The sequence below is a fragment of the Roseateles chitinivorans genome (genome assembly GCF_002761755.1).
Lineage (GTDB): Bacteria > Pseudomonadota > Gammaproteobacteria > Burkholderiales > Burkholderiaceae_C > Roseateles > Roseateles chitinivorans.
Map to the genome: position 1 here is coordinate 1 of NZ_PEOG01000018.1, position 13,870 is coordinate 13,870.

14 protein-coding genes are annotated in these 13,870 nt (G+C 69.4%); 4 read left to right on the plus strand and 10 right to left on the minus strand.

Annotated elements, in window-relative coordinates; all coding sequences use genetic code 11:
- From CS062_RS08375 to CS062_RS08400, 6 genes are all read right to left on the minus strand, one after another.
- Positions 1-1,041, minus strand: a 1,041-nt coding sequence (locus CS062_RS08375) for a DNA topoisomerase IB (protein ID WP_099861158.1), incomplete at its 3' end; no start/stop codon positions are given.
- Between the two features lie 67 nt (positions 1,042-1,108).
- Positions 1,109-2,584: a sigma-54-dependent transcriptional regulator gene (locus CS062_RS08380; RefSeq protein ID WP_099861159.1), complete on the minus strand. Its 1,476-nt coding sequence runs from the start codon at positions 2,582-2,584 to the stop codon at positions 1,109-1,111.
- Positions 2,585-2,846: 262 nt separating this feature from the next.
- The gene (locus CS062_RS08385; protein WP_099861161.1) at positions 2,847-3,194 is read right to left on the minus strand and encodes a hypothetical protein; all 348 of its coding nucleotides are present in this window, start codon (positions 3,192-3,194) and stop codon (positions 2,847-2,849) included.
- A gap of 265 nt (positions 3,195-3,459) precedes the next feature.
- Positions 3,460-4,449 (minus strand): glycosyltransferase family 9 protein, encoded by a 990-nt coding sequence (locus CS062_RS08390; RefSeq protein ID WP_158238711.1) that lies wholly within the window; start codon positions 4,447-4,449, stop codon positions 3,460-3,462.
- 185 nt (positions 4,450-4,634) lie between these two features.
- Positions 4,635-5,900 (minus strand): hypothetical protein, encoded by a 1,266-nt coding sequence (locus CS062_RS08395; protein WP_099861165.1) that lies wholly within the window; start codon positions 5,898-5,900, stop codon positions 4,635-4,637.
- Between the two features lie 150 nt (positions 5,901-6,050).
- Positions 6,051-6,965 carry a YihY/virulence factor BrkB family protein gene (locus CS062_RS08400; protein WP_099861167.1) on the minus strand — a complete coding sequence of 305 codons (915 nt, stop codon included), beginning with the start codon at positions 6,963-6,965 and terminating at the stop codon, positions 6,051-6,053.
- 174 nt (positions 6,966-7,139) lie between these two features.
- On the opposite strand from CS062_RS08400, the gene CS062_RS08405 reads away from it, so the two are divergent.
- Complete coding sequence (locus CS062_RS08405; RefSeq protein WP_091724800.1) at positions 7,140-7,481, plus strand: PRC-barrel domain-containing protein; 342 nt, start codon at positions 7,140-7,142, stop codon at positions 7,479-7,481.
- 202 nt (positions 7,482-7,683) lie between these two features.
- On the opposite strand, the gene CS062_RS08410 is transcribed toward CS062_RS08405, so the two are convergent.
- The gene (locus tag CS062_RS08410) at positions 7,684-8,139 is read right to left on the minus strand and encodes a CBS domain-containing protein (RefSeq protein ID WP_099861169.1); all 456 of its coding nucleotides are present in this window, start codon (positions 8,137-8,139) and stop codon (positions 7,684-7,686) included.
- A gap of 100 nt (positions 8,140-8,239) precedes the next feature.
- Between CS062_RS08410 and CS062_RS08415 the strand changes: the two genes are divergently transcribed.
- The 3 genes from CS062_RS08415 (at position 8,240) to CS062_RS08425 (ending at position 10,803) form a co-directional block, all read left to right on the plus strand.
- Positions 8,240-9,553 (plus strand): O-acetylhomoserine aminocarboxypropyltransferase, encoded by a 1,314-nt coding sequence (locus CS062_RS08415; protein ID WP_099861171.1) that lies wholly within the window; start codon positions 8,240-8,242, stop codon positions 9,551-9,553.
- 5 nt (positions 9,554-9,558) lie between these two features.
- Complete coding sequence (locus CS062_RS08420) at positions 9,559-10,380, plus strand: alpha/beta fold hydrolase (RefSeq protein ID WP_099861257.1); 822 nt, start codon at positions 9,559-9,561, stop codon at positions 10,378-10,380.
- A gap of 63 nt (positions 10,381-10,443) precedes the next feature.
- On the plus strand, positions 10,444-10,803 hold the full coding sequence (locus CS062_RS08425) for an Mpo1-like protein (RefSeq protein ID WP_099861173.1): 360 nt from the start codon (positions 10,444-10,446) through the stop codon (positions 10,801-10,803).
- Positions 10,804-10,815: 12 nt separating this feature from the next.
- On the opposite strand, the gene CS062_RS08430 is transcribed toward CS062_RS08425, so the two are convergent.
- The 3 genes from CS062_RS08430 to kbl are packed head-to-tail and all read right to left on the minus strand — an operon-like array spanning position 10,816 to position 13,818.
- Complete coding sequence (locus tag CS062_RS08430) at positions 10,816-11,547, minus strand: hypothetical protein (protein ID WP_143742285.1); 732 nt, start codon at positions 11,545-11,547, stop codon at positions 10,816-10,818.
- Between the two features lie 43 nt (positions 11,548-11,590).
- Positions 11,591-12,556: an NAD-dependent epimerase/dehydratase family protein gene (locus CS062_RS08435; protein ID WP_099861177.1), complete on the minus strand. Its 966-nt coding sequence runs from the start codon at positions 12,554-12,556 to the stop codon at positions 11,591-11,593.
- Between the two features lie 32 nt (positions 12,557-12,588).
- Positions 12,589-13,818 carry a glycine C-acetyltransferase gene (kbl, locus tag CS062_RS08440; RefSeq protein ID WP_438270466.1) on the minus strand — a complete coding sequence of 410 codons (1,230 nt, stop codon included), beginning with the start codon at positions 13,816-13,818 and terminating at the stop codon, positions 12,589-12,591.
- Positions 13,819-13,870 lie beyond the last annotated feature (52 nt).

Sequence of the window (13,870 nt, forward strand, 5' to 3'; positions counted from 1 at the left end):
CCGCGCCGACGGCGCCGGCATCGGCGTAGCGATCGCCACCCGCGGCTGCGTCCGCAGCAGCCCCAGCAGGCGCCGCTCGGCCACACTGAGCCCCGCCAACGCTGGCGGCGCCTTCATCCAACGCTGTGCGGGCAAGGCGGCCAGTCGGTCCGACTGCGCCCAGTCCAGCACGGCGGGATGGATGTAGGACTTGCGACAGACCGCGGCGGTATTGCCCAGGCGCGCGGCGACGTCCTTCACCGTCTGCTTCAGCGCATCGACCGGCGCGGTGCCGGCGCGCGCATGGGCCAGCAGCAGGTCGAGCGCGAGCACGCTCGCATGCCAGGTGCGGAACACCTTGGCGCTGCAGGTCGGCCCACCGGCCTCGGCGAGCCAGTCGTTCACATCCGAGGCGTCGATGCGGTGCGCGATGCCGGCCTCGTCCTCGTAGCCGAAGAGTTCCTGCCCCGGCAGGTCGCGGCAGCGGCGCACCAGCGCCGCCACGCGGTCGTCGCGCACGGCCAGTTGGTGCCGCACGCCGCTCTTGCCGGGGAAGCTCAGCAGCAGCGCGTCGCCCTTCACCTTGACGTGGCGCGACAGCAGGCTGCTCAGGCCGTAGGAGCCGTTGCTCCGGGCGTATTCGCGATGGCCGATGCGCATCCAGGTGCGGTCGAGCAGCCGCACCAGCGCCGCCAGCACCCGCTCGCGATCGAGTCCGCCCTCGCGCAGCCGCCGCTGCACCTGTCGGCGCAGCCGCGGCAGGCGATGGCCGAAGTCCATCAGCAGACCGAACTTGTTCTCGCCTCGCAGGGCCATCCAGTCGGCGTGGTAGCGGTATTGCTTACGCCCGCGCGCATCGCGCGCCGTGGCCTGGATGTGCCCGTCGTCGCGGGCGCAGATCCAGACGTCCACATAGGCCGGCGGAATGGCCAGCGCGCGGATGCGCCGCAGCGTGGCCTCGTCCTTCACCGGACGACCCTCCGCATCGACATACCGGAAGCCATGGGCCGCGCGCACGCGGCGCAGGCCCGGTTCCTCATCACATACCCAGCGCAGTCCCATCGGCTCGTCCTCCTGCCTTCCCCAGGCAGGTCGCATGCCGAGCCGCGCGGCGGGCCGCGCAGGCGCCCTACTGCGCGGCCTTGTCGGCGGCCGTTGCGTCTTCCGCCGCGTACTCCTTGAGCCGGTTGTAGAGCGTCTTCAGGCTGATGCCGAGCACCGCCGCCGTCTGCTCCTTGTGATGCTTGTAGTGCTGCAGCGTGGCCAGGATGAAGGCCTTCTCGACCTGCGCCATCGAGCTGCCCAGCGGCATCGTGATCGACGGACCGGACGATTCGCCCGAAGCCGCGACCACCGTCGGCACCGCGGGCGCCGGCGCGGGCGCGCCGGACGCCGCGCCGAAGCTGGTCACCGCCGCGGCCGAGGCGGCCGTGGCCTGGACATCGGCGCCCTCGCCCTTGGGCAGCCACTGCTCGTCGACGATGTCGCCGGCGGCCATCACATACGCGCGCTGGACCGCGTTGCGCAGCTCGCGCACGTTGCCCGGCCAGTGGTAGGTCTGCAGCTGCGCCAGCGCCTTCGCGGTGAAGCGCTTGTTCTTGCCCTCCTTGGCCGCGATCTGGCGCAGGAAGTGGTCGGCCAGCAGCGGCACGTCGTCCAGGCGGTCGCGCAGCGGCGGCATCTCGATCGGGAAGACGTTCAGGCGGTACAGCAGGTCCTCGCGCAGCTTGCCCGCCTGCACCGCCTGCAGCAGCGGCCGGTTCGACGCGGCGATCACCCGCACGTCGGCATCCAGCGTGGTGGTCGAACCGACGCGCATGAAGCGGCCGGTCTCGAGCACGCGCAGCAGCTTGACCTGCAGCTCCATCGGCATCTCGGTCAGCTCGTCCAGGAACAGCGTGCCGCCGCTGGCGCGCTCGAAGAAGCCTTCGTGCTGCTTGTCCGCGCCGGTGAAGGCGCCCTTCTCGTGACCGAAGATCTCGCTCTCGATCAGGTTGGGCGAGATCGCGCCGCAGTTGACCGCCAGGAAGGGCTTCTTGCGGCGACGGCTGAGGTCGTGGACGGTCTGCGCCACCAGCTCCTTGCCGGTGCCGCTCTCGCCGTTGATGAAGACCGACACGCTGGTGCCGGCCACGCGCGAGATCTGCTCGTAGATCCGCTGCATCGGCTGGGTGCGGCCCCACAGCAGGCCGAAGTGGCCGCTCTGTGCCAGGTTGGCATTGAGCTCGGACACCTCCGCCTGGAGCGCGGCGGGCTTCATCACCCGCGACAGCACGCCTTGCAGCTGGGTGATGTTGATCGGCTTGACCAGGTAATCGGCGGCGCCCAGGCGCAGCGCCTGGATCGAAGTGTCCAGGCTGGCGTGGCCGGTGATCAGCACCACCTCGGAATTGGCGACCAGCTGCGGGTCCTGGAACAGCTCCATCCCGTTGCCGTCGGGCAGTTGCAGGTCGAGCAGCACCACATCGGGTTGCTGCAGCGCGATGTGCCGCCGGGCATCGCGCAAGGTGTGGGCCACCGACACGGTGAATTTCTCGCTCGCAATCAGTTCCTGCAGGGTGGCGACGGAATCGACATCGTCATCCACGATCAACGCATGGGTCACCGGTACATCCTTGTGTGTGGGAGGGAACACGCCTGGGCGTGGGGTTCGACGATCCGTGATGAATGTCTGTCGAACCGAGATAACTCATTCTTGCAGCAAGCGGCCGGCTTGCCAGCCCCTGCCCGAGTTCATTTGAAAAAAATTCCGGTGACGACCTGGCGATCATCAACCAGGCACGCACGACATCCGAACAATGGCGCATGAAAACGGCACCGGGAGGCGGTCAGCGGACCGCGCCGGTGCCGGCCAAGGGAAGGTCGGGTCAGACATCCCGACGGCGACGCTGGATCCATCCCACCAAGGCCAAGGCGACGACCAGGGTGAAGAAATTGCGGATCTCGAAGCTGGCGTCGCCGGGCTCGTCTTCCGTGTCGATCGCGGAAGACGGGCTGGGCGGGGCGACTGTCTGCAAGACCGGCGTCTGGGCTGGAGAGGCGGTTCTGACGCTGGCCGGGTGGCGGTGGGAGGGGCTGTGCGCCGGGGCCGCAGCCTCCGGTCGGCTCAGCGCCGCGAGCTTGGCACCCTCCAGGAAACTGCCGGAGCTGTCCGCCTGGGCCGCAGTCGCGGCCAGCATCAGCGGCATCGCCCAGGCGAGCTTGCGCAGGTGCATGAAAAACCTCCTGTGAAGAAAGACGGGGTTCGATCGGGGGATCGAGCGCGGCCCGGACATCCGTCCGACCACGCGGGCGCCGCGCGTCCGCGCGCAGCCCGCGACAAGGGCAACCGTCATGCCCGGCGGAACGTTCGGTGACGATTTCGCACCGTTTTTCGGGACACCCGCGGGTGGTTTTCGGACGGGATGCCGCCCGTGCGAACACGAGCGGGACCGTTTGAGAACACGTAGGGGAGCGTCGCCCGGAACGCGCGCCTCGGGTTCAGGAGAACGTCGCCTCTCGTCGCAGGGCCTGGCCCGGCAGCACCGCCGGCACGCGCGCCGCGGCGGCGATCGTCAGCGGCAGGTCGTCCGCGGCGATCATCACGCGGGCATCGGCGGCGAGCGCCGCGAGTTCGCCGATCGAGGCGACCGGTGGCAAGACCTGTCCCCGGGCGGGCATCGCGGCACGGAGTTCGGCCAAGGCGGCCTCGTCGCCCGGCCGCGCGCACAGGACCACCGCGGTGTCGTCGGCCCAGGTGTCGATCAGCACATCGACCGCCGCGGCGTAAGCCGCCACCGGGCAGTACCGCGGGCCGCCGCCACCCGGGCACACCAGCAGGTAGCGCTGACCGAAGCGCAGCCCGGCTTGCTGCAAGGCGTTCCTCATCTGGTGGCTGTCCTTGGGCAGCAGCCGCAGCCGTGGCCGCTCATCCGCCGTGCGCATGCCCACATGGGCGACCAGATCGAGCTGGCGACGGGTGTCGTCCTGGGCGGTGTCCTCGCCGAGCAGTTCATCGCTGAGCAGCCCATGCGCCGGCTCACGCACCTGCGCCAGCGTCAGCGGGATGCCCGCCATCCGGCACAGCAGCGCCGCCGGCAATGCCGCCTGCGACGAGGCGGCGAACAGCACCGCCGCGTCGAAGTGGCTGCGACGCAGCTTGCGCACCAGGTGCATCTCGGCATCGCCGCGCATCGTCGACGGTTCGGCGTTCAGCGCGGCGGCGCCATCGGCGGTCCAGGGGGCATTGAAGGTGAGCACCTCGTCGACCGCCTGCAGGTGGGGCCGCAACGCCAGCGCTTCGGGCGCGGCGAGCAGCGTGCGCTGCGTCCACGGCATCGTCTCGTGCAGGGCCGCGAAGGCGGCCGTCGAGGCCAGCACGCCGGCCACGCCGTCGAGCCTCACCAGCAGCACACGGCGCACATTGCACCAGCGGCGGTGGCGGGCCTCGGCCAGCGACCGTGCATCGATCGGCGCCGTGCCGTCGAGCACGGGAACGCCCGCCTCGCCGGGTCCCGGGGGACTTGGCGGGCGGGCGCGCTGTTCGAGGCTCGTCGCGATCATGAGGCTCGCGCGGCAAGCGGCATGCCGCACCGACAACGAGCATTCACGCGGCTTGCCGCGTGATCACCCGCTCGCGTCCGGTGACCGCCCGCGACGCGCGCCTCAGCCCGGACTCACTTGGTCTTGTTGGACGACGACCCGGAAGAGCTGGACGACGACCCCGGCGTGGTGCTGCTGCTGGAAGCTCCCGGCGTGGTGCTGCTGGAGGCGCCCGGCGTGGCGCCGGTGGAGGCGCTGGAGAGGCTCGACGAGCCGCTCGACGTCGACAGGCCGCTCTCATGCGTCCCGGTGCCGCTGCCCAGGGTGTTGCCGCCCTGCCCGAAGCGCGTCGCGTCGTTGGTGTCCTGCTGGCTCATCGACTGTCCCGACGACGAGGAACCGGTGCCGCTGGACGAGCCCTGCCGCGAGGCGCGCTCCGAGCGCCACTTGTTGAAGTCCTCGGAGAACTTCTGGTAGCGGTCCTGGCGCCAGCCGTGATAGTCGTTGTCGAGGCTGCGCATCTGCTCGGCGCGCCACTGCTCGTAGTCCGGGTCGTAATGCTGCCGGCGTTGCGACTGGGCGCCGTAGTCGCCACCCTGCTCGCCGCCGTAGCCACCGGACCCGCCATAGCTGCCCGACCCGCCGTAGCTGCCGGACCCGCCGTAGCTACCCGACCCGCCGTAGCTGCCAGACCCGCCATAGCTGCCCTGCTGGCCGCCATAACCGCCGCGCTGGCCGCTGCCCGGATAACCGCGTCCCTCGAGGCTGCGCCCTTGCGAATCCTGGCTGCCGCCGTAATGCTCGCCGAGCGACGCCCCATAGCTGCTGCTCGAGCTGGAGCCGGCCATGCCGCCATAGTCGCCGCGGCGGCCGGCATCCTCGCGCCAGCCTTCATGCCGCGGTCCCTGGTCGCGATAGCCGCCGGAGCCACTGCTGTCGCGCCCGTAGCCGCTGGACGCGCCGTAGCTGCGGCTGCCGTAGTCGCCCGACCCGCTGTAACCGCCATAGCCACCGCTGTCGCCCTGGCTGCCGCCGCCGTAGTTGCCGCTCATCGAGCGCCCACGATCGCCGCCCCAGCCTTCGTTCTCATAGCCGCCGCGATAGCCGCCCTGGCTCTGGAAATCGCCGTGGCTGCGGTAGTCCTGGCGGTAGTCGTCGCGCTCGTCGCGACCCTGGCCGTAGCTGCCTCCGTAACCGCCGCCGTAGGAGCCGCCGCGGGTGTCCTCGCGGTCCGCCTGGAAGCTGGAGCCCTGGTAGGCCGCCTGCTGGTCGTCGCGCGAACGGTCCTGACCGCGCGAACTCCCGGTCTGGGCGCCGTAGTGCGAGCGATCGCGGTCGCCCTGGCCCCATTGGTTGTCCTGACGCTGATCCTGTCTGCCTCGTTGCCCATACTGGTTCATGGCACATCCTTTCAGGCGTTTCGCCGGTTGTACAAACCCGGCGGCCGATGCCGCCGAATCCACAACGGAACAAGGCAAACCTCATGCCGGCGACCGAGGCCCCCGTCGGCCGGGATGCCCGTGTTCATCGGGCATTCCCGTCATGCCCGATCAGCCGGCATGGAGGGCGCGGGCCGCGGTGGCGGCGGCCTGCTCCCGCAGGCTGTGCCGCTTGGCGAAGGCCCAGCTGAGCTCGGCGCCCATCAGGAAGACCTGGGTCGAGTAGTAGACCCACAGCATCATCACCACCAGCGAGGCGGCCGCGCCGTAGGCGGAGCTGACACCGCTGCGGCCGATGTAGAGCCCGATCAGCGTCTTGCCCAGGCTGAACAGCGCCGAAGTGATCAGCGCGCCGACCCAGACATCGCGCCAGCGCACCGGGACGTCCGGCACCCACTTGTAGATGACGGCGAACATCACGGTGATCAGCGCATAGGCGAGCGTCGCGTTCAGCACCTGCGCGAGCAGCACGAACTCCGCGCCCAGCCAGCCGGTCCACCATTTGCTGATGGCCGCCAGCGCGGCGCTCGCGACCATCGAGACCATCGACAGGAAACCCAGGCCGAGGATCAGCCCCAGCGACAGCAGCCGCTTGCGCAGCAGCGTCAGCAGGCTTTTCCAGACGGGGCCGCTGCGCACCGGCGGCGCCTTCCAGATGCGGTTGAGCGAGTTCTGCAGCTCGGCGAAGACTGAGGTCGCGCCGACCAGCAGCACGACGGTGCCGATCGCGGCGGCCCAGCCGCCCTCGTCGGGCCGGTTCACCCGCTTGAGCAGGTCCTCCACCGCCATCGCGCCCTGCGTGCCGAGCAGGTCCGAGAGCTGCGCCATCACCTCGCCGCGCGCGGCCTGTTCGCCGAACACGAGCCCGGCCACGCTGATGACGATCAGCAGCAGCGGCGCGATCGAGAACAGCGTGTAGTAGGCCAGCGCCGCGCCCATGCTGGGCGCGTTGTCGTCGCTCCAGCCCTGCGCGGCTTCGCTGACGATCTCGACGGCTTCACGGACGGCGGTGGGCAGCTTGAGCATGCTTGGAGCCGCGACGCGGCGATGAAAGGTTCCCTTGTTCAGGCAAGGGAAATTCCCGGTCGCTTCGCGTACGGGGAAGGCGGCGGCTGGCAGGGGCTAGCGGGTGGATCGCAGGCCGGCGGGGCACGCGATTTGCCGCACTGCCTGTATCGCAACTGACTAGGAGAGCCCCTCATGGCCAGCACCACCATCGCTTCGGACCGCGTCGAAGGCACGAAGGTCTACAACGGCAACGGCGACAAGCTCGGCACCATCGACAACCTGGTGATCGACAAGCGCTCCGGCCTCGTCCGGTATGCCGCGCTCGAGTTCGGCGGCTTCATGGGCATCGGCACCGACCGGTATCCGATTCCGTGGAACATGCTGAAGTACGACACCAGCCTGGACGGCTACGTCGTGCCGCTGCGCGAAGACCAGCTCGAGAAGGCCCCGCGCTATGCCCAGACCGAACGGCCCGAGTACACCGACGAGTACGGCCGCAAGGTCTACGACTACTACGGCGTCGCCTGGATGTGACGCCCGCCGCGGCGCCGGGCTGGGCGCGCGGCGGCGTTGCGGATCCTCGCCATAGCGCCGCTATGGCTCCGGTCCGCGCCTAGCCGCGCATCCCAGCCCGGCACCGCGGCAGGCATCACATCTGGTGCCGCCTCGACGGTTGAGGCCGGGAGAACTTGAAGAAGAACGCCCCGCGGCTGCGGGGCGTTTTCTTGTTCGGCCGTCAGGGGGCGGGGGGGCTGTCTTCGGATGGCCAGTCGCGGATGTAGGCCTTGAGCATGCGGTTCTCGAAGTCCTGCGAATCCACCACCGTCTTGGCGACGTCGTAGAACGAGATCACACCCATCAGCTGCTTGCCGTTGAGCACCGGCATGTAGCGCGCGTGACGGCCCAGCATCATCCGGCGCACCTCGTCGATCTCGGTCTCCGGCGTGCAGGTCAGCGGCGCGTCGTCCATGACACTGCGCACCAGCCGCGTCCCGACACTGCCCCCATTGCCCACCACCGCCTGGATGACCTCACGGAAAGTGAGCATGCCCACCAGGTCACCGAACTCCATCACCACCAGGGAACCAATGTCGCGCTCGGCCATGGTCTCGGCGGCTTGCGCCAACGGCGTGTCGGGAGAGACGGTGAAGAGCGTGCTGCCCTTGACGCGCAGGATGTCGGAGACTTTCATGGTCGCCTGAGAAAAACATGAGGAAAAGTTGGCTGCCAACATAGCACACAATGCCCGGCGCCAGACCTCACCACACCGCATAACAAGCAGGAGACCCCCAATGTCAGGTCCTTCCGACCCGGGCTTTGATACCTTGGCGCTACACGCCGGCGCCGCGCCCGACCCGAGCACCGGCGCCCGCGCGGTGCCGCTGCACCTGACGACCTCGTTCGTGTTCGAAAGCGCCGAGCAGGCCGCCGGCCTGTTCAACATGGAGCGCAGCGGTCACGTCTATTCGCGACTGTCCAATCCGACGACCGCAGTGCTGGAGGAACGCATCGCCGCGCTGGACGGCGGCGTCGGCGCGATCGCCACCGCCAGCGGCCAGGCGGCGCTGCACCTGGCGATCGCGACGATCGCAGGCGCCGGCGACCACATCGTGGCCTCCAGCGCGCTGTATGGCGGCTCGCACAACCTGCTGCACTACACCCTCAAGCGCTTCGGCATCTCCACCACCTTCGTGCGGCCCGGCGACCTCGACGCGTGGCGCGCGGCGATCCGGCCGGAGACCCGGCTGCTGCTCGGCGAGAGCCTGGGGAACCCCGGACTGGACGTCCTGGACATCCCCTCGATCGCGCAGATCGCCCATGAGGCACATCGGCCGCTGCTGGTGGACGCGACCTTCGCGACGCCCTACCTGCAGCAGCCGATCGCGCTGGGCGCCGACCTGGTCCATCACTCGGCCACCAAGTTCCTGTGCGGCCATGGGACCGTCGTGGGCGGGCTGCTCGTCGACGGCGGCCGCTTCGACTGGGACCGCGCGCATGCGGCCAGCGGCGACCGCCGCCGCTATGCCGAGCTCTGCGAGCCGTACGACGGCTTCCACGGCATGGTCTTCAGCGAGGAAAGCACGGTCGGCGCCTTCCTGCTGCGCGCGCGCCGCGAGGGCCTGCGCGACTTCGGCGCCTGCATGAGCCCGCACACCGCCTGGCTGATGCTGCAAGGCATCGAGACGCTGCCGCTGCGGATGCAGCGTCATGTGAGCAACGCCCAGCGGATCGCGGAGTTCCTGGAGTCGCAGGACATCGTCGAGCGCGTCAACTATCCCGGCCTGCCCTCGCACCGCGACCATGCACTGGCGCAGCGCCTGATGCCCAAGGGCGCTGGCGCGGTGTTCAGCTTCGACCTGAAGGGCGGCCGAGAACCCGGCCGGCGCTTCATCGAGTCGCTGCGGCTGTTCTCCCATCTGGCCAATGTCGGCGATGCCCGGTCGCTGGTGATCCATCCGGCGTCGACGACCCATTTCCGCATGGACGACGCGGCACTGGCCGCCTCGGGCATCGGCGCCGGGACGATCCGGCTGTCGATCGGCCTGGAGGACCCCGAGGATCTGATCGCCGACCTCAAGTCCGCATTGAAGGTGGCGTCCAAATGAGCGCGATGAAGCTGAACGTCCAGGGCCGCCCGGCCTATGCCTACACCGGCGGCAAGCGATTCGACGCCGCCCTGCCCGTCGTCGTGTTCATCCACGGTGCCCTGCATGACCACAGCGTGTGGACGCTGCTGGCCCGCTACTTCGCTCACCACGGGCGCGGCGTGCTGGCAGTGGATCTGCCCGGTCATGGCCGCAGCGAGGGCCCGGCGCTCGGCGACGTCGAGACGCTCGGCGACTGGATCAACGCGCTGCTGGACGCCGCCGGAGTGACCGGCGACGGTGCGGTCGCGCTGGTCGGGCATTCGATGGGATCGCTGATCGCGCTCGAGGCCGCGGCGCGGCGTCCGGCGCGCGTGGCGCGGCTGGCGATGGTCGGCACGGCCTGGCCGATGAAGGTCTCCGACGCGCTGCTGAGCACCTCTCGGGAACGGCCACGGGCAGCGATGGCGATGGTCAATGCGTTCTCGCACGCGACGACGGCCGGCAAGCCGTCCTATCCGGGCCCGGGGGCCTGGCTGCACGGCGGCAATCTCGCGCTGATGGAGCGCATGCAGGACGGCTACAACGAGCGGGGCAACCTGTTCGAACATGATTTCCTGGTCTGCGATCGCTACCAGGGCGCGCCCGACGCCGCCGCGAAGCTGGCCGCCGCCGGCGTGCGGGCCGAGTTGATCCTGGGCGCGAAGGACGCGATGACGCCGCCCAAGGCGGCGAAGCCACTGGCCGAGTGGCTGGGCGCCCGGGTGCAGACGCTGCCCGCCGGGCATTCACTGATGACCGAGGCGCCGGAAGGGATGTTGAATGCGCTGAAGGCGGCGCTCGGTTGAGCGCCGTACGGTGAGTCCCTCACCCCGCAGACGGCCCCGCGAAGGCCGCGCCAGGAGACGCCCATGAGCACCAGCCCCCTGCCCCATGCGCCGCACGAGCCGGACGCCGGCACGGACCGCGTGAAGGCGATGCGCAGCTTCGCCGAGTTCTATCCGTTCTACCTGGGCGAGCACCGCGACCGGACCTGCCGCCGACTGCATTTCGTCGGCTCCACGCTGGGGCTGGCCTGCCTGGCCTACGCGCTGGCGACGCAGCGCTGGGGCTTCATCCTGGTCGGGCTGTTGTGCGGCTATGCCTTCGCATGGGTCGGACACTTCGGCTTCGAGAAGAACAAGCCGGCCTCGTTCAAGCGCCCGCTCTACAGCTTCATGGGCGACTGGGTCATGTACAAGGACATCTGGACGGGGAAGATCCCGTTCTGATGCCGGTCTGAGTCAAGACGGCGACGCCAGCAAGGCCTTCGCCGCCTCGATCCGCATCGTCATCGGCAGCGTCGTGTCGTTCATGACGTGCAGCAAGAACGCACGGGGGTCGGTGAAGTTCGTTGGGGCCGCCGGCGGCGTGGCGATCGACGGCGTGGCCCGTGGCGCTTCTCGCGCCGTCTGCGGAGCCGATCGCCCGTCTGCGTCCTCGCCGTGAAGCGTGCTGCCGTTGTCCTGCGGCCCGTGCGGCGAGAGCGCCGCCAGCGCCGCTTCCCAGGCCTGCGGCGTGATCGACTTCAAGGACTTCAGCAGATCCGCCTGGCCTTCGGCGCCGGGCGGGATGTCCAGCCAGGTCGCCTCGACGAACACCGGCGCGAGATCCGGTGCGACGAACGCGGACCACTGGCCCTCCCGGACTTCGGTCGGCATCGCCGGCGGCTCGGTGAGGCAGCGCACGCGCGGGTCCGCGATGCCCGCCAGGTATCGGGACTTCAGGCCATCGAAGAAGGCGGCCGCCGCCTCCGGCGCGCAGCCTCGCTCCAGCGAGAACCACAGCTGGTAGCTGTTCTCGCCGGCGATCGCGATGGCCGGCGCCGGCAGTGCGAGGTCCAGCTGCACGCCGCGCCACACCTCCGCGAGCAGCTCCCAGTCCGACGGTCGCCCCACGTCGAGCACGAGCGCGCGCAGTGCGCCGTCAGGACCGGCGGCGTAAAGACGTTGGAATTCGGCGGCGAGTCGGGACACGGGAGCGCAGAGGGAAGTGAGGACAGCCCGCGACTCTACGCCCTCAGGCCTGCGCGGCGACGGCCGGCTGGTCCGCCCGCGCCTTCAACGACGCCAGCATGTCGTCGGCCATCGCATCCAGGTCGTAGCCCAGCTTCCATCCCCAGTCGCGCTGGGCGACGCTGTCGTCGATCGACTGCGGCCAGCTCGCGGCGATGTTCTGGCGGAAGTCCGGCGCGTAGTCGATCGTGAAGCCCGCGATGCGGCGGCGAATCGACGCGGCGATCTGCTCCGGCGTGAAGCTCACGCCCGCGAGGTTGTAGCTGCCCCACTCGGTGATGCGCTCCGCCGGTGCTTCCATCAACTCGATCGTCGCCCGCAGCGCATCCGGCATGTACATCATCGGCAGCGCCTGGTCCTCCTTCAGGAAGCAGGTGTAGCGGCCGTGCTTGAGCGCCTCGTGGAAGATCTCCACCGCATAGTCGGTCGTGCCGCCGCCGGGCGGCGTCTTCCAGCTGATCAGGCCGGGATAGCGCAGGCTGCGCACGTCCACGCCGTGATTGGCGTGGTACCAGCGGCACCAGCCCTCGCCGGCAAGCTTGGAGATGCCGTAGATGGTCGTCGGGTCCATCACCGTCGTCTGCGGCGTGTCGCGCTTGGGCGTCTGCGGTCCGAAAGCGGCGATGGAGCTCGGCCAGAAGACGCGTTCCAGCTTCGCCGTGCGCGCCAGCTCCAGCACATTGAGCAGGCCCTTCATGTTCAGGTCCCAGGCCCACATCGGATGCTTCTCGCCGGTGGCCGACAGTGCGGCGGCCAGGTGGTAGATCTGGGTGATGCCGTGGCGCTTGACCACCGCGGCCAGCGCGGCCGCATCGGTGACGTCCAGCATCTCGTGGGTCAGTTGCGGCACGCGACCCTGCGGGGCCACGTCGCTGGTGATCACATTGGCGTTGCCATGGCGCTTGGCCAGCTCCACCGCCAGTTCGGAACCGATCTGGCCGTTCGCGCCGATCAACAGGATCTTGGTCATGGGCTCTCTGCTTCTCTCGCTGCGACGACGGCTTACTTCACCAGGCCCAGTTCGCGGCCGGCCTGCGCGAAGGCGGCCACCGCCTTCTCCAGATGCTCGCGCTCATGCACCGCCGAGATCTGCACCCGCACCCGGGCCTGCTCTTTGGGCACCACCGGATAGAAGAAGCCGACCGCGTACACGCCCAGCTCCAGCAGGCGCGCGCTGAGCTGCTGCGCCTTGTCCGCGTCGAACAGCATCACCGGCACGATCGGGTGCGTGCCCGGCTTGATCTGGAAGCCCGCCTGCTGGATGGCCTCGCGGAAGTAGCTGGTGTTGGCCTCGAGCTTGTCGCGCAGCGCGGTGCTGCCCTCGAGCAGGTCCAGCACCGCGATGGATGCGCCGACGATGCTGGGCGCCACCGTGTTGGAGAACAGGTAGGGCCGCGAGCGCTGGCGCAGCAGCTCGATCACTTCCTTGCGGCCGGTCGTGAAGCCACCCGACGCGCCGCCCAGGGCCTTGCCCAGCGTGCCGGTGATGATGTCGACCTTGCCGAACACGCCGCGGTATTCGTGGGTGCCGCGGCCGGTCTTGCCCATGAAGCCGCTGGCATGGCATTCGTCGATCGCCAGCAGCGCGCCGAAGCGGTCGGTGATCTCGCGCATCTTGTCCAGCTGCGCGATGGTGCCGTCCATCGAGAACACGCCGTCGGTGAAGACCATCACATGACGCGCGCCGGCCGCGCGGGCCGCCGCCAGTTGCGCCTCGAGGTCGGCCATGTCGTTGTGCTTGTAGCGGAAGCGCCTGGCCTTGCACAGGCGGATGCCGTCGATGATGGACGCGTGGTTCAGCTCGTCGCTGATGATCGCGTCCTGCTCGCCCAGCAGCGGCTCGAAGAGCCCGCCATTGGCGTCGAACGCGGCGGCGTAGAGGATGGTGTCCTCGGTCCCCAGGAAGCGCGCCAGGCGCTGCTCGAGTTCCTTGTGGATGTCCTGCGTGCCGCAGATGAAGCGTACCGACGACAGGCCGTAGCCATGGGTGCGCAGCGCCTCGTGGGCTGCCTCGACCACCTTCGGATGCGAGGACAGGCCCAGGTAGTTGTTGGCGCACAGGTTGAGCACCTCGCGCCCGTCCCGCGTCTTGACGACAGCGCCCTGCGGGCTGGTGATGATGCGTTCGTTCTTGTAGAGGCCGGCGTCGCGGATGCCCTGCAGCTCGTTCTGCAGATGGCGGTAGAAGTCGTCGGTGGACGGCAAGGACGACGAGGGGGCGATGTTGGTCATGCGGTGCTCCTGCGGCACAATCCGTTAAATCGAACGCGTTCGTTATATCGAA

Excerpts from the sequence above, each read along its gene's own strand:
- kbl (WP_438270466.1), bottom strand. The coding sequence starts at position 13,818 with ATGACCAACATCGCCCCCTCGTCGTCCTTGCCGTCCACCGACGACTTC.
- CS062_RS08415 (WP_099861171.1), top strand. The coding sequence starts at position 8,240 with ATGTCAGGTCCTTCCGACCCGGGCTTTGATACCTTGGCGCTACACGCC.
- CS062_RS08410 (WP_099861169.1), bottom strand. The coding sequence starts at position 8,139 with ATGAAAGTCTCCGACATCCTGCGCGTCAAGGGCAGCACGCTCTTCACC.
- CS062_RS08420 (WP_099861257.1), top strand. The coding sequence starts at position 9,559 with ATGAAGCTGAACGTCCAGGGCCGCCCGGCCTATGCCTACACCGGCGGC.
- CS062_RS08385 (WP_099861161.1), bottom strand. The coding sequence starts at position 3,194 with ATGCACCTGCGCAAGCTCGCCTGGGCGATGCCGCTGATGCTGGCCGCG.
- CS062_RS08425 (WP_099861173.1), top strand. The coding sequence starts at position 10,444 with ATGAGCACCAGCCCCCTGCCCCATGCGCCGCACGAGCCGGACGCCGGC.
- CS062_RS08405 (WP_091724800.1), top strand. The coding sequence starts at position 7,140 with ATGGCCAGCACCACCATCGCTTCGGACCGCGTCGAAGGCACGAAGGTC.
- CS062_RS08435 (WP_099861177.1), bottom strand. The coding sequence starts at position 12,556 with ATGACCAAGATCCTGTTGATCGGCGCGAACGGCCAGATCGGTTCCGAA.
- CS062_RS08395 (WP_099861165.1), bottom strand. The coding sequence starts at position 5,900 with ATGAACCAGTATGGGCAACGAGGCAGACAGGATCAGCGTCAGGACAAC.
- CS062_RS08400 (WP_099861167.1), bottom strand. The coding sequence starts at position 6,965 with ATGCTCAAGCTGCCCACCGCCGTCCGTGAAGCCGTCGAGATCGTCAGC.